Raw genomic sequence first — 19966 nt, 5'->3', positions numbered from 1 at the left:
ACATGGCGAGGCACGAGATGGAATATCAGACGATCACCCTGGAGATTGAGAATGACGCGGCGGTTGTCACGCTGAACCGTCCGGACGTGATGAACGCGCTGAACACGCAGATGCGCGCCGAGATCACCCATGCCGTTCAAACCGCCGGCGCAGAGGCGCGGGTCGTGGTGCTGACAGGGGCAGGGCGCGCGTTCTGTTCCGGTCAGGATCTGGGCGACCGGGCCAGCGCCGCCAATCTGGATCTGGAACGCACGCTGCGCGACGAATACGTGCCGATGCTGCGGGCGATCTACGACTGCCCCGTGCCAACGATCACCGCCGTAAACGGCCCCGCCGCGGGTGCTGGGGCCAACCTTGCGCTGGCCGCAGACGTGGTGATTGCATCGCAAAGCGCATATTTCCTTCAGGCATTCACCCGGATCGGCCTGATCCCCGATGCTGGCGGTACCTATTTCCTGCCCCGTCAGATGGGCATGGCCAAGGCGATGGGGGCAGCACTTTTTGCCGACAAGATCACCGCCCAGCAGGCCGATGACTGGGGCATGATCTGGGAATCGGTGGCGGATGACGGTTTTGCCGATCACTGGCGCGCCCGTGCGGCGCACCTCGCCAAGGGTCCGACCGCCGCTTACAAAGGCGTCAAGGATACGATCCGCGGCAGTTTTGATAACACATTGGATGATCAGTTGCTGCTTGAGGCCCGTGTTCAGGGCGCATGTGGCAAGACCCGCGATTTCAAGGAAGGTGTTGTGGCTTTCATGGAAAAACGGCCCGCGCAATACGAAGGCCGCTGATCTTTCTGGGGCTGACTAAAAGGGCAGGGTGTGCAAAGCCGCCCTATGCCGCGACAAGTGGCGATGCAATGATCACATCTGCAGGTGTCAGGCTGCCTGCAGCACCCAGCACAATGGCCAGTATCTCGCCATCGGCCAGCACCAGTGCATCGTCGCCATCGTCCTGAATGCTGATCACCGGATCGGCATTGGGATCATCGGGCAGGATCAGGATCTGATCGGACGAACCGTTGTAATCCGTGATTGTCGCGCCGCCTTCGGCCGCCTGTTCCAGCAACAGCATGAAGTTATCTGCCGCGCCACCACCGGTTCCGGTATCGCCAACACCCAATATCAGTGTGTCCTGGCCAAACCCGCCGTCCAGAGTGTCCGGATCGCCATCATCAACGGGCGTGATAGCATCGCCCGGCGCAAGGCCCAGCACGGTTTCAAGGTCTTCGCCCGCGCGCAGTTGGGTCAGCTGGTCTTCGTCCAGATCATCGACGCCGATCCGACCGCCGACAAGAATGTCGTCGTCATTGTTGCCGGTCAGGATATCGGCCCCTTCGCCGCCGATGACAATATCGTCACCAGCCCCGCCAGCAACCTGATCATCGCCATCATCTCCGGCAACCAGATCATCGCCCTTTTCACCAAAAATGATATCGTTGCCATTGCCACCCGACAGCAGATCGTCACCGTCACCGCCGCGCAAGGTATCCGGCCCGTTGCCGCCAAGGGCCACATCACTGCCATCGCCGGCGCGCAGGGTGTCGGCACCGGTGCCGCCATCCAGCAGATCATCGCCCGCCGCGGCCTGAATTAGATCGTTGCCCGCGCCGGTCCGCAGTTCGTCATCAGCCTCGGTGCCAAAGCTGTCGTCGTCGCCGTCGTTTTCGTCATCATCGTCGATGGCATCGGCAATTTCGACAGCGGCCCACCCCCACAGTATCGCACTGATGAAAAAGATGGTCGTTAACATAGTTCTATCCCCCCACGGAATATGCACGACGCTGCACGCAGCGCACACAAGTGGATGGAATAAAGATGTGTCAGTGCACCCCAGGTGCCTATGCCGCAGGAATTGCCCTGCTATGGCTGGGTCCAAAACAACCGGACCAGCGTGATACCCCTTACTCCGCGCACTCGCGTTAATACTTTGTTAGGTTCTGGGTGGGCTGCCTGTCAAGAAAATCACGCCACTGTTTCGTTTCTGTCGCCAATAGGGTCATGTCGCACCGGATTAACGGAAAAAGCGCCCTTGTTTCACTGAACAAAGGCGCTTTTTAGTGCTGTCGCAGAATCGTCCGCAAGCAGTTAGCGGTCTTCGATATCCACGTAATCGCGCAGGGTTTCGCCCAGATAAAGCTGGCGCGGGCGGCCGATCTTGTTTTGCGGATCGGCGATCATTTCCTTCCACTGCGATACCCAGCCCACCGTGCGCGACAACGCAAAGATCGGCGTGAACATTGATGTCGGGAATCCGATCGCTTCCAGAATGATGCCGGAGTAGAAATCGACATTCGGGAACAGCTTTTTCTCAACGAAATAGGGATCGGCCAAAGCCGCCGCTTCCAGTTCCTTGGCCACTTGCAGCGTCGGGTTGTTTTCAACACCCAGCAGTTCCAGAACCTCGTCCGCGGACTGTTTCAGAACCTTGGCGCGCGGGTCTGTATTTTTGTAAACACGGTGGCCAAAGCCCATCAGGCGGAACGGATCGTCTTTGTCCTTGGCGCGGGCGATGTATTCGGGGATGCGGTCTGGTGTGCCAATCTCTTGCAGCATTTCCAGACAGGCCTGATTGGCGCCGCCATGGGCCGGACCCCAAAGGCAGGCAATGCCGGCGGCGATACAGGCGAACGGGTTCGCCCCAGAGGACGAGGCCAGCCGCACAGTGGATGTGGATGCGTTCTGTTCGTGATCCGCATGCAGGGTGAAAATCCGGTCCATCGCGCGGGCGATGATCGGGTTCACCACATACTCCTCGGCCGGGACCGAAAAACACATGTGCAGGAAATTGGCTGCGTAATCCAGATCGTTGCGCGGATACACGAACGGCTGCCCGATCGAGTATTTGTAGGCCATTGCAGCAATCGTTGGCACCTTGGCAATCAGGCGCATCGCGGCAACTTCGCGCTGCCATTCATCATTGACGTCGGTGCTGTCATGATAAAACGCCGACATCGCGCCCACAACACCCACCATCGTCGCCATCGGGTGCGCATCGCGGCGGAACCCGCGAAAGAAATTGTGCATCTGTTCATGCACCATCGTGTGGCGGGTGATGCGGCCTTCGAAATCTTCCAGTTCGGCGGCATTCGGCAATTCGCCGTTCATCAGCAGATAACACACTTCCAGATAGTGCGATTTTTCGGCCAGCTGGTCGATTGGATAACCACGGTGCAACAATTCGCCCTTGCCACCGTCGATAAAGGTGATCGTGCTGTCACAGCTCGCGGTCGAGGTGAAGCCGGGATCATAGGTGAACACGCCCGCCTGGGCATAAAGTTTGCGGATGTCGACAACGTCCGGTCCAGCCGTGGGGGAAAAGATCGGCAGATCATATTGCGTGCCATCAATGGTCAGGGTCGCGGATTTTGCTTTTTCTGTCATGGTCGTCCCTTTTATATCGGCCGGGCTTCATGCGGATCATGCCGCCGCGGCGCGTCCCGTCCTTTGGCGGCGGGACCGGTTGAATATCAGCGATCTTGGCACGCAAAGCTCAACAGCGTGTGACCGTCTTTATACCTGCGATGCATCGGCCAGTCGGGCCACGGTTTCATCCTGCCCCAGCACCAGCATCATATCAAATACCGAAGGTGTCATTGTCCGTCCGGCAAGCGCCGCGCGCAGTGGGCCTGCCAGTTTTCCGAACTTGGTCCCCTTGGCCTCGGCAAAGCGGGACATGACCTCCTCCAGATCGTCTCGCGTCCAGCTAGCATTTTGCAAGTGCGGCGTCAATTCTTTCAGTATACCACGGGATACCGTATCAAGCTGGACAGCGGCCTTCTCGTCCGGCAAGATTGGACGGGAAGACAGAATAAACACAGCCTTATCAAGCAATTCAGGGAAAGTGCGCGCCCGTTCCTTGAGGCAATACATCGCACGTCCCAGACCATCATTTTGTTCCGGTGTCAGCGGGTCGGCACCGCTGACGGCCAGAAATTCCGCGATTTCTTGCTGCAATGCAGCATCATCCGAAGCCGCGATGTGCTGCCCGCTCAGATTCTCGAGTTTCTTGGTGTCAAAACGGGCCGGGCTTTTGCCAATGCCGTCCAGATCGAACCAGTCAAGCGCCTGTTCATCGGTAAAGAATTCATCGTTGCCGTGGCTCCATCCCAGCCGGGCAAGGTAATTGCGCATACCGGCCGCAGAATAGCCCATGATCTGGTATTCCTGCGCGCCCAGTGCGCCGTGGCGTTTGCTTAGCTTTTTGCCGTCAGGTCCATGGATCAGGGGGATATGCGCCCAGACAGGCACATCCCATCCCATCGCGTCATAGATCATCATCTGGCGCGCCGCGTTGTTCAGATGATCGTCACCCCGGATCACATGGGTGACACCCATGTCATGATCGTCCACCACCACGGCCAGCATGTAGACAGGTGTGCCATCACTGCGCAGCAAAACCATATCGTCTAACTGGTCATTTCCGATGCTGACATCGCCCTGAACACGGTCGCGGATCACGGTCACGCCTTGGGTCGGGGCCTTGATACGGATCACATAGGCCGTATCGGGATGCGTGGCAGGATCGGCATCACGCCACGGGCTGCGAAACAGGGTGGATTGGCCGCTGGCACGCGCTGTTTCGCGAAACGCCTCAATCTCGTTCTGCGTGGCGAAACATTTATAGGCTTTTCCGGCGTCCAGCAATTCATGGGCCACTTCGGCATGGCGCACAGCACCTTCGAACTGGCTGATCACCTCGCCGTCATGGTCCAGTCCCAGCCAGTCCAGGCCCTGCAAAATGGCGGCTGTCGCTTCGGGGGTAGAACGTGCGCGATCGGTATCTTCGATCCGCAACAGAAACTTGCCGCCGCGTCCGCGTGCATAAAGCCAGTTGAACAACGCCGTACGCGCCCCGCCGATATGCAGGAACCCCGTGGGCGACGGGGCAAAACGGGTGACGACATTCTGGGACATTGCGGGCCTTTACCTTTCCGTAACCATGCCGGGCATAGCGTGGTCCAAACTGTCTACCCATAGCCGCAAACGGGGGCAAGCATGCGCAGCACCGCTTTGCGCGATCACATCGGGGCAATTGTTCTGAACCAGCGCGGCTTTCTGTTTCCATGGGTGCCGGTCTGTCTGGCCGCGGGTATTGCTGTCTACTTCGCTTTGCGCTTTGAACCGCCGGTCTGGGTCTATGTGCCGTGCACGATCCTTTCGGGGTGTGCCGCACTTGCCGCAAAGCGCTGCGGTGGGATCATCGGTCCGCTGGTCTGGGCGCTCGCTTTGGTCGGCGCCGGTTTCGTGATCGCGGGAACGCGCGCCTATCAGGTGGGCGAGCCGGTGCTGGGCTGGCGCTATTACGGCCCTGTGGAAGGGCGGATCATCGGCATCGACCGCTCGGCTTCGGATGCGGTGCGTCTGACGCTGGATCAGGTGGTTCTGGGGCGGATTTCAGCACCGCGCACCCCCACACGTGTGCGCATTTCCCTGCACGGGGATGCAACAGGCGCGACCCCCTTGCCGGGTTTGCGGATCATGACAACGGGCCACCTGTCACCGCCCTCAGGCCCGGTAGAACCCGGCGGTTTTGATTTTCAGCGCCACGCCTGGTTCCAGCGGTTGGGCGCGGTCGGTTACACCCGCGTGCCGATTGTCGCGCTGAATGCCCCGCAAGGATGGCGTGGCGGATTGGGCGTTTTTTCGGTTCGTATGGCGGCTTCTGCGCGGGTGCAGCAGGTGTTGGAAGGTGACATTGGCGGGTTTGCGGCCGCCGTGACCACCGGGGATCGCAGCGCGATATCACAATCCGCGCTGGACGCGCTGCGCGCCAGCAACCTGGCGCATCTGCTGGCGATTTCCGGCCTGCATATAGGGCTGCTGGCGGGGTTCGTGTTTTCGGCGGTGCGGGTTGCGGTTGCATTGCTACCATTTGTGGCGTTGCGCGTGCCCTCAAAAAAGCTGGCCGCGGGGTTTGCCCTGTGTGCAGCCGCCATCTATCTGGGGCTGTCGGGCGGCAATGTAGCCACCGAACGGGCATTCATCATGGTTGCCGTAGCGCTGTGTGCCGTCATGGTCGACAGACGGGCCATATCCCTGCGCGCCGTGGCGGTGGCCGCCATTCTGGTCTTGCTGTTGCGCCCCGAAGCCTTGCTTGGCCCGGGTTTCCAGATGTCCTTTGCCGCGACAACGGCTCTTGTCGCCGTATTTGGCACATTGCGTGACCGCAAGATCACGTTGGGGCCGGTCTGGCTGCGCCCGGTTCTGGCGGTTGTCATCTCTTCTGCCGTGGCGGGGGTCGCAACCGCGCCCATCGGGGCGGCGCATTTCAACACGGTGTCGCATTTCGGCTTGATCGCGAACCTGTTGTCGGTGCCTCTGATGGGCATTCTGGTTATACCGGCGGCTGTTCTGGCCGCGTGTCTTGCGCCTTTCGGGGCCGAGGCACTGGGCCTCTGGGCCATGGGGCTGGGCCTGCGCTGGATCCTGGGTGTCGCGCACTGGGTTGCGGGGCTGGACAATGCGCAAGGTTACGTGCAGGGGCCGGGACCGGCGGTTTTACCCCTGATCGCAATCGGCGCACTGTTCCTGATCCTGTGGCAGGGGCGGGTGCGCTGGGGTGGTCTTGTGCCGATGGTGCTGGCCGTGGCCCTGTGGGCGCAGGTTGACCGACCGCAGGTTCTGATTGCTGATACCGGCGCTTTGGTCGGGGTGATGACAGATCAGGGCCGCGCGCTGAGCAAGCCGCGCGGTGCCGGGTTTATCGCGTTGAACTGGTTGGAAAACGATGGCGACGGGGCCGATCAGGAAAAGGCCGCCAGCCGCTGGGATGGGCAGCCTGACCGTATTCGCCAGACATATGTGGGCGGCGTACCACTGACCCACGTCATCGGGAAAAAAGCCGCCGCGCAGGCCGAATGCATCAAAGGCGGTATACTGGTGTTTTCTGTGCCCACCGAAACGGCGCTGGCCTGCGACGTCTTTGATCCGGTGCGGCTGCGTGAAACCGGCAGCGTAGCGCTTTATGCGGACAAGGGGCAGGTGCGTTTCGTCACCGCCAAGGATATCACGGGCGCGCGGCTTTGGAACTCGAACGACAGCGGGCGCAGATACCCAAAATAAAAGCCGCCCCGCGACGGATACGCGGGGCGGCATATTGGATTTCGTGCGGCGTGATCAATAGGTGCGGATCAACCCGACCAGACGGCCTTGAACCTTCACCTTGTCTTCGGGGAACACACGGGTTTCATAGGCCGGGTTCGCCGCTTCAAGCGCGATTGCGTTGCCCTTGCGCATGAACCGCTTCAGCGTCGCCTCGTGGTCTTCGACAAGGGCAACAACAATATCGCCGTTATCCGCCACGCTGGTTTCGCGGATCACGACCACATCGCCGTCGTTGATACCGGCGTCGATCATGGAATCACCTTTGACTTCAAGTGTATAATGATCACCCTTGCCCGAAAGCATATGGCCCGGAACGGCCACGTTTCTGGTGAAATCGCTGATCGCTTCGATCGGGACACCGGCGGCGATCCGGCCCATCAGGGGCAGTTCGACGGACAATGTGCCCGATACAGCCTGTGCTGCCGCAGGCGGGGGAACATCGGGTTTGTCACCCTGAATAACGCGGGGCTGAAAGCCCGATGTCGGCGCGCCGCCCAGACTTTCGGGCAGTTTCACAATCTCAATTGCTCGGGCGCGGTGCGCCAGACGCCGGATAAAGCCGCGTTCTTCCAGCGCGGTGATCAGGCGGTGGATGCCGGATTTTGATCGCAGATCCAGCGCTTCCTTCATTTCGTCGAAACTGGGCGGGACCCCGTCACGTTGTACGCGTTTCTGGATAAATTCCAGCAAATCCAGTTGCTTCTTGGTTAACATGCTTCGCGCCTCCGGCTGATGCGTTTCTTTTTGTTCTACGCATGTTCCCGTTTTGTGTCAACCTGTTGCTGCCGTAACGGCAAGCGCGATCAGATCGGGATATAGCTGACCAAAGTTCCGACCGGCTGCGCCGGATCATCAGGTGCGCGCACCAGCAGCGCATTGGCCGAGGCCAGCACCGTCAGCAACGAACTGTCCTGACGGTCATGCGCGGTGATCTTGCCGGCCTCGACGCGGGCGCGCATGTAATGTTCGCGCGGCCCGTTTGCGCCAAGCGGCGCGGCCAGTTGTGCGTTTTGGCGCGGAGTGGGCGCCGGCGGTTGGCCCAGCATCACACGGATCATCGGCGCTACAAAAATCTGCCCACACACCATGGCCGACACCGGATTGCCCGGCAGGCCAACCATCGCGGATCCTTTCAATGTGCCCGCCATCAGCGGTTTGCCCGGGCGCATGCGCACTTTGTAAAAACTCTGTTCCATCCCCAACCGGGCCGCAACGCCGGCCACCAGATCGTGATCGCCAACAGACGCGCCCCCGATCGTCAGGATCAGATCGGCGCCGGCGGCCAGATCAAATGCCGTTTCATGGGATCGTTCCGTATCCCTCGCAATCGGCAGCAAACGCGGATCGGCGCCCAGATTGCGCAGCATCGCATGCAATCCGAAACTGTTGGATGCAATGATCTGGTCGGGCGAGGGGCTTTCGCCCGGCATCACCAGTTCGTCACCTGTGGCGATGATGGCCACCACGGGTTTGCGATGTACCGGGACTGTTGCCACGTTCATCGATGCCAGCAATGCCACGTCCTGCGGGCTAAGCAGGCGCGGTGCGGTCATTGTTGTTCCTGAGGTGAAATCGGCACCGGCAGGACGGATGTTGTTCTTGCTGCCCAGATCGGGGTTAAGCGTGATCAGATCGCCCTTGCGCGTCACGTCTTCCTGAATGGCGATAAATCCGGCACCATCGGGCACCGGCGCACCGGTAAAGATGCGCACCGCCTGTCCGGCAGCAACACTGCCTTGCCAGCGATGGCCCGCCGCCGCTTCGCCCACAACCTTGAACATCGCCGCCGGTTGCGCCTCATCCGCGCGAATGGCATAGCCGTCCATTGATGACGCGGCAAACGGCGGCTGATCACGACCTGCGCTGACATCCAGCGCCAAAGAGCGGCCTGCCGCCTCGATCAGGGGAACGTATTCCACACCGGTCGTGCGTACCAATGCGAAAAGCTGGTCCAGCGCCTCGGAAACGGTGATCATGCGCAACCCCTGTGCAGGCAACATCGCGTGATCGCGTCAAACACCGTGTTGATCACTTTCATTTTGCCTCATAACGACCTGATTTACCGCCATCTTTCAAAACAACACGAATGCCGCCGATTTCCATCGCCTTGTCCACAGCCTTGGTCATGTCATAGACGGTCAGCGCGGCGATGCTGACGGCACTCAGCGCTTCCATTTCCACGCCTGTCTGGCCGCCGGTCTTGACGGTTGCGGTGATGCGCACGCCGGGCAGATCGGGATCAAGGGTCAGTTCAACGGACACTTTGGTAATTGGCAACGGATGACACAGCGGGATCAGATCGGCGGTTTTTTTGGCGCCCATGATCCCCGCAAGCCGCGCAACACCCAGAACATCGCCCTTTTTGGCGCTACCTTCAGAAATGATTTCAAAGGTTTGCGCCGCCATGCTGATGTGACCTTCGGCCACAGCGATGCGATCTGTCACAGGTTTTTCCGACACATCGACCATATGCGCCTCGCCCTTCTTATCGAAATGCGTCAGGGGCATCACATGCCCCCCGGCAACAGCGGATTGGCCAGCAACGCGCGGGTTGCCTCCGCCACATCATCCTGCCGCATCAGGCTTTCGCCGATCAGGAAACAGCGGGCACCATAACGCGCGATATCCGCCAGATCTGCAGGGGTGGACAACCCGCTTTCGCAGACAATGGTACGATCTGCAGGCACAAGTTTGGACAGGGTGCGCGTGGTGTCGAGCGTGGTCTCAAAGGTTTTGAGATTGCGGTTGTTGATGCCGATCAGGTGCGATGTCAGCGCGCCAGCACGTTCAAGCTCGGCCTGATCATGCACTTCGATCAGAGCGTCCATACCCCATTCCGTGGCCGTTGCTTCCAGCTCCTGCGCCTGTGCATCCGAAACCGACGCCATGATAATCAGAATGCAATCTGCGCCCAATGCGCGGGCCTCGACCACCTGATAGGGGTCATACATGAAATCCTTGCGCAGCACCGGCAACGCGCAGGCGGCGCGCGCTTCGACCAGATAATCCTTGGCCCCCTGAAAAGACGGCGTATCGGTCAACACCGAAAGACAGGTTGCACCACCTTCTGCATAGGCCGCGGCAAGGGCCGCCGGATCAAAATCGGCGCGGATCAGTCCTTTGGAGGGGCTGGCCTTCTTGATTTCCGCAATCAGGCCGTATCCGCTGCGCATCGCGGCGAACAAAGCATCTGTGAACGGCCGGATTTCAGGTGCGGTGCGGGCCGCCTCTTCGACGGCTTCCAGCGGTTTGGCCGCCTTGTCAGCGGCAACCTCTTCCAGTTTATAGGCTTTGATCTTGTCCAGAATAGTCTTGGTCATGTGGCGTCCTGTGTAATGCGGGCGGCGGCCGTCAGTCTGTCTTGCGCTGCACCGCTGTCAATACTGTGCACAGCCATTTCCGCGCCTGATTTGAGATCAGGCACGGCATCTGCCACCATCAGTGCAGCGGCTGCATTCAGCAGGACCGCATCGCGGTAAGCCGAATGAACGCCGGACAACAGCGCCTTGAAATCGCGCGCATTTTCTTCCGGTGTGCCGCCAAGAATAGCTTCGAAAGGATGCACCGGCAATCCGGCGTCTTCGGGATGAACCTCAATGTCGCTTACCGACCCGTCGGTGTCCAGTGACGATACCCAGCTGACGCCGGTGATCGTCAATTCATCGGTGCCGTCCGATCCGTGTACCAGCCAGGCGCGTTCCGATCCAAGCTGGCCCAGCGTTTCGGCCATCGGACGGATCAGATCGCGCGAAAAGGCACCGGTCAACTGCCGTTTCACACCCGCAGGATTGGTCAGCGGACCCAGAATGTTAAAGATTGTACGCGTCCCCAATTCCGCCCGCGTCGGCATCACATGGGCGGTGGCCGGATGGTGCATCGGGGCCATCATGAACCCGATCCCTGCCTCGGCAATGGCGCGCTCCACCACTTTGGGGCCGACCATCACGTTGAACCCCATCTGGGTCAGCGCATCAGCAGCTCCGGATTTCGAACTGAGGTTGCGATTGCCATGTTTGGCCACCGGCACACCGGCACCGGCAACAACGAACGCCGTCGCCGTGGAAATGTTCAGCGTGCCTTTGCCGTCGCCCCCCGTACCGACAATATCCATCGCACCTTCGGGCGCTTTGACCTTGTGGCACTTGGCCCGCATCACGGCGGCGGCAGCGGCGTATTCATCAACGGTTTCGCCGCGCGTGCGCAATGCCATCAGCAATCCGCCAATCTGTGACGGGGTCGCTTCGCCTTCAAACAGGATACCAAAGGCGGTTTCAGCCTGTGCACGGGTCAGCGGGCCATGTGCCGCCGCGTCGATCAGGGGTTTAAGCGCGTCACTCATGCCGGGACTTTCAGTTCTTTCAGGAAATTCTTGAGCAGGGCGTGCCCATGCTCGGATGCTATGGATTCGGGGTGAAACTGCACACCGTGGATCGGCAATTCACTGTGTTGCAGGCCCATGATGGTTCCGTCCTCAAGCTCTGCCGTGACAGTCAGGCAGTCGGGCAGGGTGGCGCGATCGACAACCAGCGAATGATAGCGCGTCGCCTCGAACGGGGTGGGCAATCCGGCAAACAGGCCGCTGCCGGTGTGGTGCATCCGGCCCATTTTGCCATGTACAATCTCGTGGCAGCGTACAACCTTGCCGCCAAACGCCTGCCCGATGGTCTGATGCCCCAGACAAACCCCCATCAGCGGTGTGCGGGTTTCTGCCGCAGCTTTTGTCAGCGCCAGGCAGATACCGGCCTGATCGGGATCGCACGGCCCCGGCGACAATAAAATGCCCGCAGGGTTCAGCGCCATGGCCTGTTGCACACCAATCGCATCGTTGCGCTTAATCACCACATCGGCACCAAGTTCCCCAAGATAGTGGACAAGGTTGTAGGTAAAGCTGTCATAGTTATCGATAAGCAAGAGCATAGGCGAAACTTTGCGAAACTGGGGCTGGAGGCTGACGCCTGCATGGCTGTATAAAGAGTTCGGACATACATGTTCAGTCTTGCGGGGCAGCGTCAAGGGTTGGCGCGCCGCAAGTCAGAGGCAGAGAACGACACAAAGGCAGAGGACAAAGCAGTGGCACGCGGATTCTTGAGCGGGGTGATGTGGGGCAGTTTGCTGTCATTGGGTGTGGCCGGAACGGTTTCGGTGCTCAGTGACGGACCAGCCAAACCCGATGTGTCGGCAACCGCGCCCGATGCCGTCAGCACCGATGCACAAACGCCGGAAACAACGCCGTCCGTTGCGACAGAACAGGATGCCGGGCCCGTTGCAACAGCGCCGGAAACCATGCCGGACGCACAATCCGAACCCGCCGCCCTGGTTCCGGATACAGCACCCACACCCGCGCCCGATGTGACGGCGGAAAGCGCCGAACTGTCCGAACCCGCCCAATCGGCCAAGACTGGCGCGGTTGACGTCGGGGCAGAAACGCCCGCCCCGGTTCTGGAACAGGGCACAGTGCCTCAAGCCCCCAGCAGCGATGCGACAGCATCGGTTTCAACCGAACCGGCGCAGCCCGCTACTCCGCAGGTATCGCAACCCGAACAGTCGCTTGACGCGCCCGAAACGGAAACAGTAACCGCCCCGCTGCCCGAACCGGCAGCGCCTGCAACTGTGGTTGAGGAAGCGGCCCCGGTGCCCGCACCAACCCCGGATGCAGAACCCGAGGTGGATACAGCCGCGGCAGAAGCCCCCGTAGAGCCGGTTCAACCGGAACCCGAAACACCGGACGCAACCGCGCCAGAGCCGGAACAGACGCCGGACATTTCACAGGCGCAAACACAAAGCGAACAAGCCCAAAGCCCGACAGGAATAGGCGCGCCAGCCAGCGATCTTTCGAAACTGGCCCCCAATGTGGCGACAAATCGGTTGCCGACCCTGGGCGACACACCGCAAGAGGAACCGGTTGCCGAAACGGTTACCGGAACGCTGGATTTCAACTCCGACCTGCTGCCGATCCAGCGCTTTGCCGCCCCGTTTGAAAACCCCGATGAAAAGCCTTTGATGGCCATCGTTCTGATGGATGACGGAACCGGCATTTCCGGTGGCGCCGCAGGGGCTGACGCGCTGTCATCCTTTCCCTATCCTGTGACGTTCGCGGTTGACACAAGCCTGCCGAATGCGGCCGAAAAGATGGCGCGTTATCGTGCTGACGGGTTCGAAGTGATGGCGCTGGTTAATCTTCCCGAAGTCAGTTCCGCAACCGATACCGAAGTGTCGATGAGCGTGGCTCTGGCCGCACTGCCTGAAGCCGTGGCCGTTCTGGAAGGTCCGGGTACGGGCATTCAGGGCAATCGCGAAATGTCGGATCAGGTGACGGCGATCCTTGCCGACGCTGGTATGGGGCTGGTCACGCAACCCAAAGGTCTGAACACGGTGCAGAAACTGGCCTTGCGCGACGGCGTGCCTGCCGCCACCTTATTCCGCGATTTTGACGGGGCAGGGCAGGATGCCGTTGTGATCCGCCGTTTTCTGGATCAGGCCGCGTTCAAGGCCGGTCAGGAAGGTGGCGTGATCATGGTTGGCCGCCTTCGCCCCGATACGATTTCCGCACTGCTTTTGTGGGGCCTGCAGGATCGGGCAGGGCGCATTGCACTGGCGCCGGTTTCGGCCGTTCTGACTGCACAATAACCCGCAGCGGCTTATTGAAAACCAGTGCCGTCCGTTCGGGTGAGCGCGTTCTTTCAGGCGTGATTCTTGCATCTTTCTTTTGACTATAATGCGCTGTTTTCGCGTATCAAAAGTGCTGTTGACGCTGTTTGATTGCTAAATCGAAACAGTCTGTTTTGGCCGATCCCAGAAAAAATCCTCAAGTTACATCGTTCTTTTGATATATATCAAATTGCGAATTTATTATTCGCTTCAGGATAAGGCATTCGGGTCCGCGTTCACGAATCCCTTTTGTGTGTTTGAACAACAACGCGGTGACGACGGTGGGGCCGCCGAACTGGTGGGTCTGGTAAAGTGAAGGAGTTACAAAGAATGAAGTTAAGTAAAAGCAACAGGGCACCGATCGCCATGATGGGCATGGCGCTATTGCTGGGATCAACCCAGATGGTGTCTGCGGCGTCTATTACCGGCTGGAACACTGACAACGTGGTGTCGACGCCAGCGCCGATTCCGGTGGAAGACACTCCCGCCGAAAACCAGCTTCCCGGAGTAAGCGTGATCTATAATGCGGATGTAACCGGCGGTGTCGGGTCTGCGACTAGCAGTGGACAAATCGTGTTTGATCCACCCGAAGCCATCAGCCCGGGCCTGAAAGTAGAAAACCTAAGCTACGAAGACACCGGTCCGCCCCCGAGAATCCAGTTGGACGGCTGATTAACGTCAGCGGGCAGCAGATTGACGGTGTCACGGTTGAACTTGGCTTTGGGGTGGGTAGCGGTTTCACTGCCGCAACCGGAGATCAGCTGACCTTTTCCACCGAGTTTTCGGCACAGCCTAACGACAGCGGCCTGTCATCCACGTCGCAATTTCCCTTTGGTCTGTTCGGCGCGGCCGATGACAGCCCGAATTTCCTGATTGACGGCTTCTTTGCCAGCGACCGCACAGGGTTTGATCTGGTCCAGACCGATACGATGATTTCGACCGCAGGCTATTACGGCGAATACTTCAACATGTTCGGTGCGTGGAATTCGCAAGAGGATGTGGTTGATGGCCTGTTCTGGGATTTCGATGATGATGCAGACACCGACAACCTGCTGATGGCATGGCAGACCGGCGCGGACGAATGGGAACTGCGCCGCACCGTCGGGGAAACCTGCGAAGTGGGAAATCCAACGAACTGTACCCCTGGTCAGACACTGGACGTCTTTGAAACCGGTACATTGGACGAGATCATCGCCATTCTGACAGATGCCAGTGATCCGTGGGAAGACATTTTCGCAACCGGCGCGATTGAGGATCTGGCCAACCTGAACCTCAACTACGCGATATCGCTTGGTGATATAGACGCATCAAGCTTCACACTCCGCACCACGGCCCATGCCGTATCTGCGGTGCCGTTGCCCACAACCGCGCCTTTGCTGGCTGGCGGTCTGGGTCTTTTACTAGTGGCGCGCCGTAAGCGCAAAGTGGGGGCTGCTGGATAATAACAGGGGCTCGTTGTTCGCTGTGTGCCGCTGTCCCCCTAAGGCGTTGGCACAGAGCGCTTCCATCAGGATCGTCGGTTCAGACCGGCGATCCGCCCGCAGCGCGCATCAGGGCGCGCATTCTGCGTTCGACCAGCCAATCACCCTGCCGCACCTGAAGCGCGGGCCCGCGTTTTTGCGGAACGCTTACGTAATAGCTGTTTTCCAGCACATATCCGTCTACATCTCGCTGTCCCGAAAACTGAACCACCAGTTTGGGCAGATCATCCAGCGTTCCATCGTAATTCAGGATCAGCGCTGCAGTCGGTTCGGGCGGCAGAAACGACCGGCATTGCACCCGATCCGCACTTTCGCGCACGAAGGTGTCGCTGGGATCAGAACAGGTTGTCTCTAGCGCGGCAAACAGATCGTCGGGGCGCTCGCTGAATCGGGCTGCGGTGCGCCCGTCCGCCGGATCTGCCCCCCCATTTATGGGTGTGCATCCTGCAACAGCCAGCATGATGATCAAAAAGATTCGGTGCATATCGTCATCCCGTCTGTTCCCTTGGGCCCAGATGAACATGAAACAGGCAGCGCGACAATGGGGCCCAAAATACATGATCCGGTTCCGCACAGCAGGTGCCCTTGGGTAAACAAAACTCTTAGGTTTGTGGCGTAAGTGACCCGCTTTATTTGGGTTTTGCCGGTCAGGGCAGGCGGGTCGGGTTGGCCACGTGTCCGGTAATGAATCACATGGGCCATTGCCGCACCTGACGGGACGGCAATGGTCAAGTCAAAAGATGTCAAAAAACTTTTAAAAATGCGTTGACGCTGAGGGGGTTCATACGTCAGGTTGTGCAGGCCAACGAAGCAGCCACAACATCTAGTGTTTCTATCTAGCGGGCGGCGCTGGCAGGGACGGACAGTAAACCACAACACATGGATCAATCGGTGATCCGGGGCAGCCTTTTTTCGTACAGGGCGGCCGGATGGACGTCTTTGCCTGCTTCTTTTTTGGCACAGGGTGTGCCGGCCGCAATGACGGTGATGCGACAGCATCTGGTGCAAAACGAAATGCTGGGAATGAGGCAGCGGTAACATGAAAATTGAACGGAAATTTACAAAGGCAGGTCAGGACGCATACGCGGCGCTGGATTTCATCAGCACTGTGTCCGAAATCCGCAACCCTGATGGAACAATCGTGTTCCGTCTGGACAACGTCGAAGTGCCGGCCAAATGGAGCCAAGTTGCCAGCGACGTGATCGCCCAGAAATATTTCCGCAAAGCCGGTGTTCCCTCGAAAATGAAACGCGTCAAGGAAAAGGGCATTCCCGAATTCCTGTGGCGTTGCGTCCCTGATGGCGACGATGTCGAAATGGGCGGAGAAACGTCCTCGAAACAGGTGTTCGACCGTCTGGCGGGCGCCTGGGCCTATTGGGGCTGGAAGGGCGGCTATTTCACCGACGAAGAAGATGCGCGCGCCTATTTCGATGAAATGCGCTACATGCTGGCCACCCAGCGCGCCGCGCCCAACAGCCCACAGTGGTTCAACACCGGCCTGCACTGGGCCTATGGCATCGACGGTCCGGCACAGGGCCACCACTATGTCGATTATGCCACCGGCGAACTGACCAAATCCACCAGCAGCTATGAACACCCCCAGCCGCATGCCTGTTTCATTCAGGGCGTGCAGGACGATCTGGTGAACGAAGGCGGCATCATGGACCTGTGGGTGCGGGAAGCACGCCTCTTCAAATACGGGTCGGGCACCGGATCGAACTTTTCGATGCTGCGCGGCGAGGGCGAGAAGCTGTCAGGCGGCGGAAAATCCTCGGGCTTGATGGGCTTTCTGAAAATCGGTGACCGTGCCGCAGGCGCGATCAAATCGGGCGGCACCACACGGCGCGCGGCCAAGATGGTGATCGTCGATGCCGACCACCCCGATATCGAGGATTTCATCAACTGGAAGGTCATCGAAGAGCAGAAAGTGGCCAGCATCGTTGCCGGATCAAAAATGCACGAACAAAAGCTGAATGCGCTGTTTGATGCGATCCGCACATGGGATGGCGCCGAAGCAGACGCCTACGACCCCAAGGTGAACGACGCGCTGAAAGCCGCGGTAAAGGATGCCAAAAAAGTCTGCATTCCGGAAACCTATATCAAACGGGTGCTGGATTACGCCAAACAGGGCCACACCAGCATCGAATTTCCGACCTATGACACCGATTGGGATTCCGAAGCCTATTCCAGCGTGTCCGGCCAGAACTCCAACAACTCGATCCGTGTCACCGATGCGTTTCTCAAGGCTGTCGAAACCGATGGCGACTGGGAATTGATCAACCGCAAGGACGGCACCGTTTCCAAAACCATCAAGGCGCGCGATCTGTGGGAACAGGTGGGCCATGCCGCATGGGCCTGCGCCGATCCGGGCATCCAGTACCACGACACCGTCAATGCATGGCACACATGCCCCGAAGATGGCGCGATCCGGGGATCGAACCCCTGTTCGGAATACATGTTCCTTGATGACACCGCCTGCAACCTTGCGTCGATGAACCTGCTGACCTTCTACAAGGACGGCGAATTTCAGGTCGAAGACTATATGCACGCCACACGGCTGTGGACCCTGACGCTTGAGATCAGCGTGATGATGGCCCAGTTTCCGTCCAAGGAAATTGCGCAATTGTCCTATGATTTCCGCACATTGGGTCTGGGTTATGCCAATATCGGCGGCCTGCTGATGAACATGGGCCACGGCTATGACAGCGACGAAGGCCGCGCAATGTGCGGCGCACTCAGCGCGATCATGACCGGCGTTGCCTATGCCACGTCCGCTGAAATTGCGGGCGAGCTTGGCCCGTTCAGCGGGTACAAGCGCAACAGCAAACACATGCTGCGCGTCATGCGCAACCACCGAAACGCGGCCTATGGCGCGACAGACGGGTACGAGAACCTTGCCGTTAAACCGGTGCCGCTGGATCACGCCAACTGCCCCGATTCCCGCCTGATCGATATCGCCATGTCCAGCTGGGACGAGGCGTTGAAACTGGGCGAACAGCACGGCTATCGCAACGCACAGACCTCGGTCGTGGCACCCACCGGCACCATCGGTCTGGTGATGGATTGCGACACCACCGGCATTGAACCCGATTTCGCGCTGGTGAAATTCAAGAAACTGGCCGGCGGCGGTTATTTCAAGATCATCAACCGCTCGGTTCCTGCAGCACTGGAAAACCTCGGATACGGCAGTGCCGAGATAGAAGAGATCGTAAGCTATGCGGTCGGCCACGGATCGATGGGCAACGCGCCGGGCATCAACCATTCGGCGCTGACAGCGCATGGCTTCGGCCCTTCCGAACTCGACAAGATCGACGGCGCACTGGAAAGCGCGTTCGACATCCGCTTTGTGTTCAACCAGTGGACCCTTGGCACCGAATTCTGCATGGAAAAGCTGGGCATTCCTGCTGAAAAGCTGAACGATCCGTCCTTTGATCTGCTGCGCCACCTTGGCTACAGTCGCAAGGACATCGAAGCGGCAAACGATCATATCTGTGGCACCATGACACTGGAAGGCGCGCCATTCCTCAAGCCGGAACACTATCATATCTTTGACTGTGCCAATCCCTGCGGCAAGAAAGGCAAACGCTACCTGTCGGTCAACAGCCACATTCACATGATGGCGGCTGCGCAATCCTTCATCTCGGGCGCGATCAGCAAGACGATCAACATGCCCAACGATGCCACGATCGAAGATTGTCAAAGCGCCTATGAACTGAGCTGGTCACTGGGCGTCAAGGCCAACGCGCTTTACCGCGACGGGTCCAAACTCAGCCAGCCGCTGGCGGCGTCGCTGGTCGAAGATGATGACGAGGCGCTGGAAACGCTGGAAAGCGGCAACGCCCATGAAAAGGCGACTGTTCTGGCCGAAAAGATCGTTGAAAAGATCATCGTCAAGGAAATCATCAAATCGCACCGCGAAAAGATGCCTGAACGGCGCAAGGGCTATACCCAAAAGGCGGTTGTCGGCGGTCACAAGGTTTATCTGCGCACCGGTGAATACGAAGACGGCCAGTTGGGCGAGATTTTCATCGACATGCACAAGGAAGGTGCCGGCTTCCGCGCGATGATGAACAATTTTGCCATCGCTGTCAGTGTTGGCCTGCAATACGGCGTCCCGCTCGAGGAATTCGTGGATGCGTTCACCTTCACCAAATTCGAGCCGGCAGGCATGGTGCAGGGCAATGACAGCATCAAGAACGCCACGTCGATCCTGGATTACATCTTCCGCGAACTGGCGGTCAGCTATCTGGACAGAACCGATCTGGCGCATGTGAAACCGTCGGGCGCATCCTTCGACGATCTGGGCCGCGGCGAAGAGGAAGGCGTGTCCAACATCTCGGAAATGTCCGACACGGCAGCGTCGCGCTCGCTGGAAGTGCTGAAACAGATCAGCTCGACCGGGTATCTGCGCAAACGTCTGCCACAGGAACTGGTCGTGCTTCAGGGCGGCCAGATGGACAGCCGCGCCTTTGTCGAGGCGGATGCGATGAACGCCTTGCAAACGCTGGTGCCCGAAGTTGCCGTGGCCGCAGGTGGCAGCAGCGCCGCGTCCCTGTCCAGCACGTCGATCACCACCGCTTCCGTCACGCTGGATGCCCGCACCAAAGCCAAAATGCAGGGCTATGAGGGCGAAGCCTGTGGCGATTGCGGCAACTACACACTGGTGCGCAACGGCACCTGCATGAAATGCAACACCTGCGGCGCGACAAGCGGGTGTAGCTGATGGGA

16 protein-coding genes are annotated in these 19966 nt (G+C 59.3%); 6 read left to right on the top strand and 10 right to left on the bottom strand.

Annotated features, from left to right (window positions below; all coding sequences use genetic code 11):
* The first annotated feature begins 17 nt into the window (after nucleotides 1–17).
* Nucleotides 18–794, top strand: coding sequence for an enoyl-CoA hydratase-related protein (locus tag OLX72_RS17280; RefSeq protein ID WP_114869974.1), 777 nt, complete (start codon nucleotides 18–20; stop codon nucleotides 792–794).
* A gap of 43 nt (nucleotides 795–837) precedes the next feature.
* Here OLX72_RS17280 and OLX72_RS17275 read toward each other — a convergent pair whose 3' ends face one another.
* The 3 genes from OLX72_RS17275 to gltX form a co-directional block, all read right to left on the bottom strand.
* A complete protein-coding gene (locus OLX72_RS17275) occupies nucleotides 838–1755 on the bottom strand; it encodes a calcium-binding protein (protein WP_114869975.1) in 918 nt (305 codons plus the stop codon).
* A gap of 335 nt (nucleotides 1756–2090) precedes the next feature.
* On the bottom strand, nucleotides 2091–3386 hold the full coding sequence (locus tag OLX72_RS17270) for a citrate synthase (RefSeq protein ID WP_114869976.1): 1296 nt from the start codon (nucleotides 3384–3386) through the stop codon (nucleotides 2091–2093).
* A gap of 129 nt (nucleotides 3387–3515) precedes the next feature.
* Complete coding sequence (gltX, locus tag OLX72_RS17265) at nucleotides 3516–4919, bottom strand: glutamate--tRNA ligase (protein WP_114869977.1); 1404 nt, start codon at nucleotides 4917–4919, stop codon at nucleotides 3516–3518.
* An 81-nt stretch (nucleotides 4920–5000) separates the two neighbouring features.
* Between gltX and OLX72_RS17260 the strand changes: the two genes are divergently transcribed.
* On the top strand, nucleotides 5001–7067 hold the full coding sequence (locus OLX72_RS17260) for a ComEC/Rec2 family competence protein (protein ID WP_433989187.1): 2067 nt from the start codon (nucleotides 5001–5003) through the stop codon (nucleotides 7065–7067).
* A 54-nt stretch (nucleotides 7068–7121) separates the two neighbouring features.
* Here the strand turns inward: OLX72_RS17260 and lexA are convergent, their stop codons facing one another.
* The 6 genes from lexA to OLX72_RS17230 all read right to left on the bottom strand — a co-directional run bounded on the left by lexA (nucleotide 7122) and on the right by OLX72_RS17230 (nucleotide 12026).
* Nucleotides 7122–7823, bottom strand: a complete 702-nt coding sequence (gene lexA, locus OLX72_RS17255; protein WP_114869978.1) for a transcriptional repressor LexA — start codon at nucleotides 7821–7823, stop codon at nucleotides 7122–7124.
* An 89-nt stretch (nucleotides 7824–7912) separates the two neighbouring features.
* Nucleotides 7913–9085, bottom strand: coding sequence for a molybdopterin molybdotransferase MoeA (locus OLX72_RS17250; protein ID WP_114872223.1), 1173 nt, complete (start codon nucleotides 9083–9085; stop codon nucleotides 7913–7915).
* A gap of 58 nt (nucleotides 9086–9143) precedes the next feature.
* Nucleotides 9144–9617: a cyclic pyranopterin monophosphate synthase MoaC gene (moaC, locus tag OLX72_RS17245; protein ID WP_114869979.1), complete on the bottom strand. Its 474-nt coding sequence runs from the start codon at nucleotides 9615–9617 to the stop codon at nucleotides 9144–9146.
* Nucleotides 9617–10429, bottom strand: a complete 813-nt coding sequence (trpC, locus tag OLX72_RS17240) for an indole-3-glycerol phosphate synthase TrpC (RefSeq protein ID WP_114869980.1) — start codon at nucleotides 10427–10429, stop codon at nucleotides 9617–9619. Before trpC ends, moaC begins: the two co-directional genes overlap by 1 nt.
* A complete protein-coding gene (gene trpD, locus OLX72_RS17235) occupies nucleotides 10426–11448 on the bottom strand; it encodes an anthranilate phosphoribosyltransferase (RefSeq protein WP_433989186.1) in 1023 nt (340 codons plus the stop codon). Before trpD ends, trpC begins: the two co-directional genes overlap by 4 nt.
* Nucleotides 11445–12026: an aminodeoxychorismate/anthranilate synthase component II gene (locus OLX72_RS17230; RefSeq protein WP_433989185.1), complete on the bottom strand. Its 582-nt coding sequence runs from the start codon at nucleotides 12024–12026 to the stop codon at nucleotides 11445–11447. Before OLX72_RS17230 ends, trpD begins: the two co-directional genes overlap by 4 nt.
* Nucleotides 12027–12095: 69 nt before the next feature.
* On the opposite strand from OLX72_RS17230, the gene OLX72_RS17225 reads away from it, so the two are divergent.
* The 3 genes from OLX72_RS17225 (at nucleotide 12096) to OLX72_RS17215 (ending at nucleotide 15199) form a co-directional block, all read left to right on the top strand.
* Entirely contained in the window at nucleotides 12096–13736 is a 1641-nt protein-coding gene (locus OLX72_RS17225) for a divergent polysaccharide deacetylase family protein (protein ID WP_433989184.1), read from the top strand.
* Between the two features lie 351 nt (nucleotides 13737–14087).
* Nucleotides 14088–14429, top strand: coding sequence for a hypothetical protein (locus OLX72_RS17220; protein ID WP_162797973.1), 342 nt, complete (start codon nucleotides 14088–14090; stop codon nucleotides 14427–14429).
* Nucleotides 14426–15199, top strand: a complete 774-nt coding sequence (locus tag OLX72_RS17215) for a choice-of-anchor F family protein (protein ID WP_433990478.1) — start codon at nucleotides 14426–14428, stop codon at nucleotides 15197–15199. Before OLX72_RS17220 ends, OLX72_RS17215 begins: the two co-directional genes overlap by 4 nt.
* 79 nt (nucleotides 15200–15278) lie before the next feature.
* Here the strand turns inward: OLX72_RS17215 and OLX72_RS17210 are convergent, their stop codons facing one another.
* Entirely contained in the window at nucleotides 15279–15722 is a 444-nt protein-coding gene (locus OLX72_RS17210; RefSeq protein WP_433989183.1) for a hypothetical protein, read from the bottom strand.
* Nucleotides 15723–16277: 555 nt separating this feature from the next.
* On the opposite strand from OLX72_RS17210, the gene OLX72_RS17205 reads away from it, so the two are divergent.
* Nucleotides 16278–19961 (top strand): vitamin B12-dependent ribonucleotide reductase, encoded by a 3684-nt coding sequence (locus tag OLX72_RS17205; RefSeq protein ID WP_114869986.1) that lies wholly within the window; start codon nucleotides 16278–16280, stop codon nucleotides 19959–19961.
* The last annotated feature ends 5 nt before the right edge of the window (nucleotides 19962–19966 follow it).

Source organism: Sulfitobacter sp. TBRI5 (assembly GCF_051013555.1).
Taxonomy (GTDB): Bacteria; Pseudomonadota; Alphaproteobacteria; order Rhodobacterales; family Rhodobacteraceae; genus JL08.
Note: the sequence above shows the minus strand (reverse complement) of the source record. Positions and strands in the feature narration are given on the sequence as shown.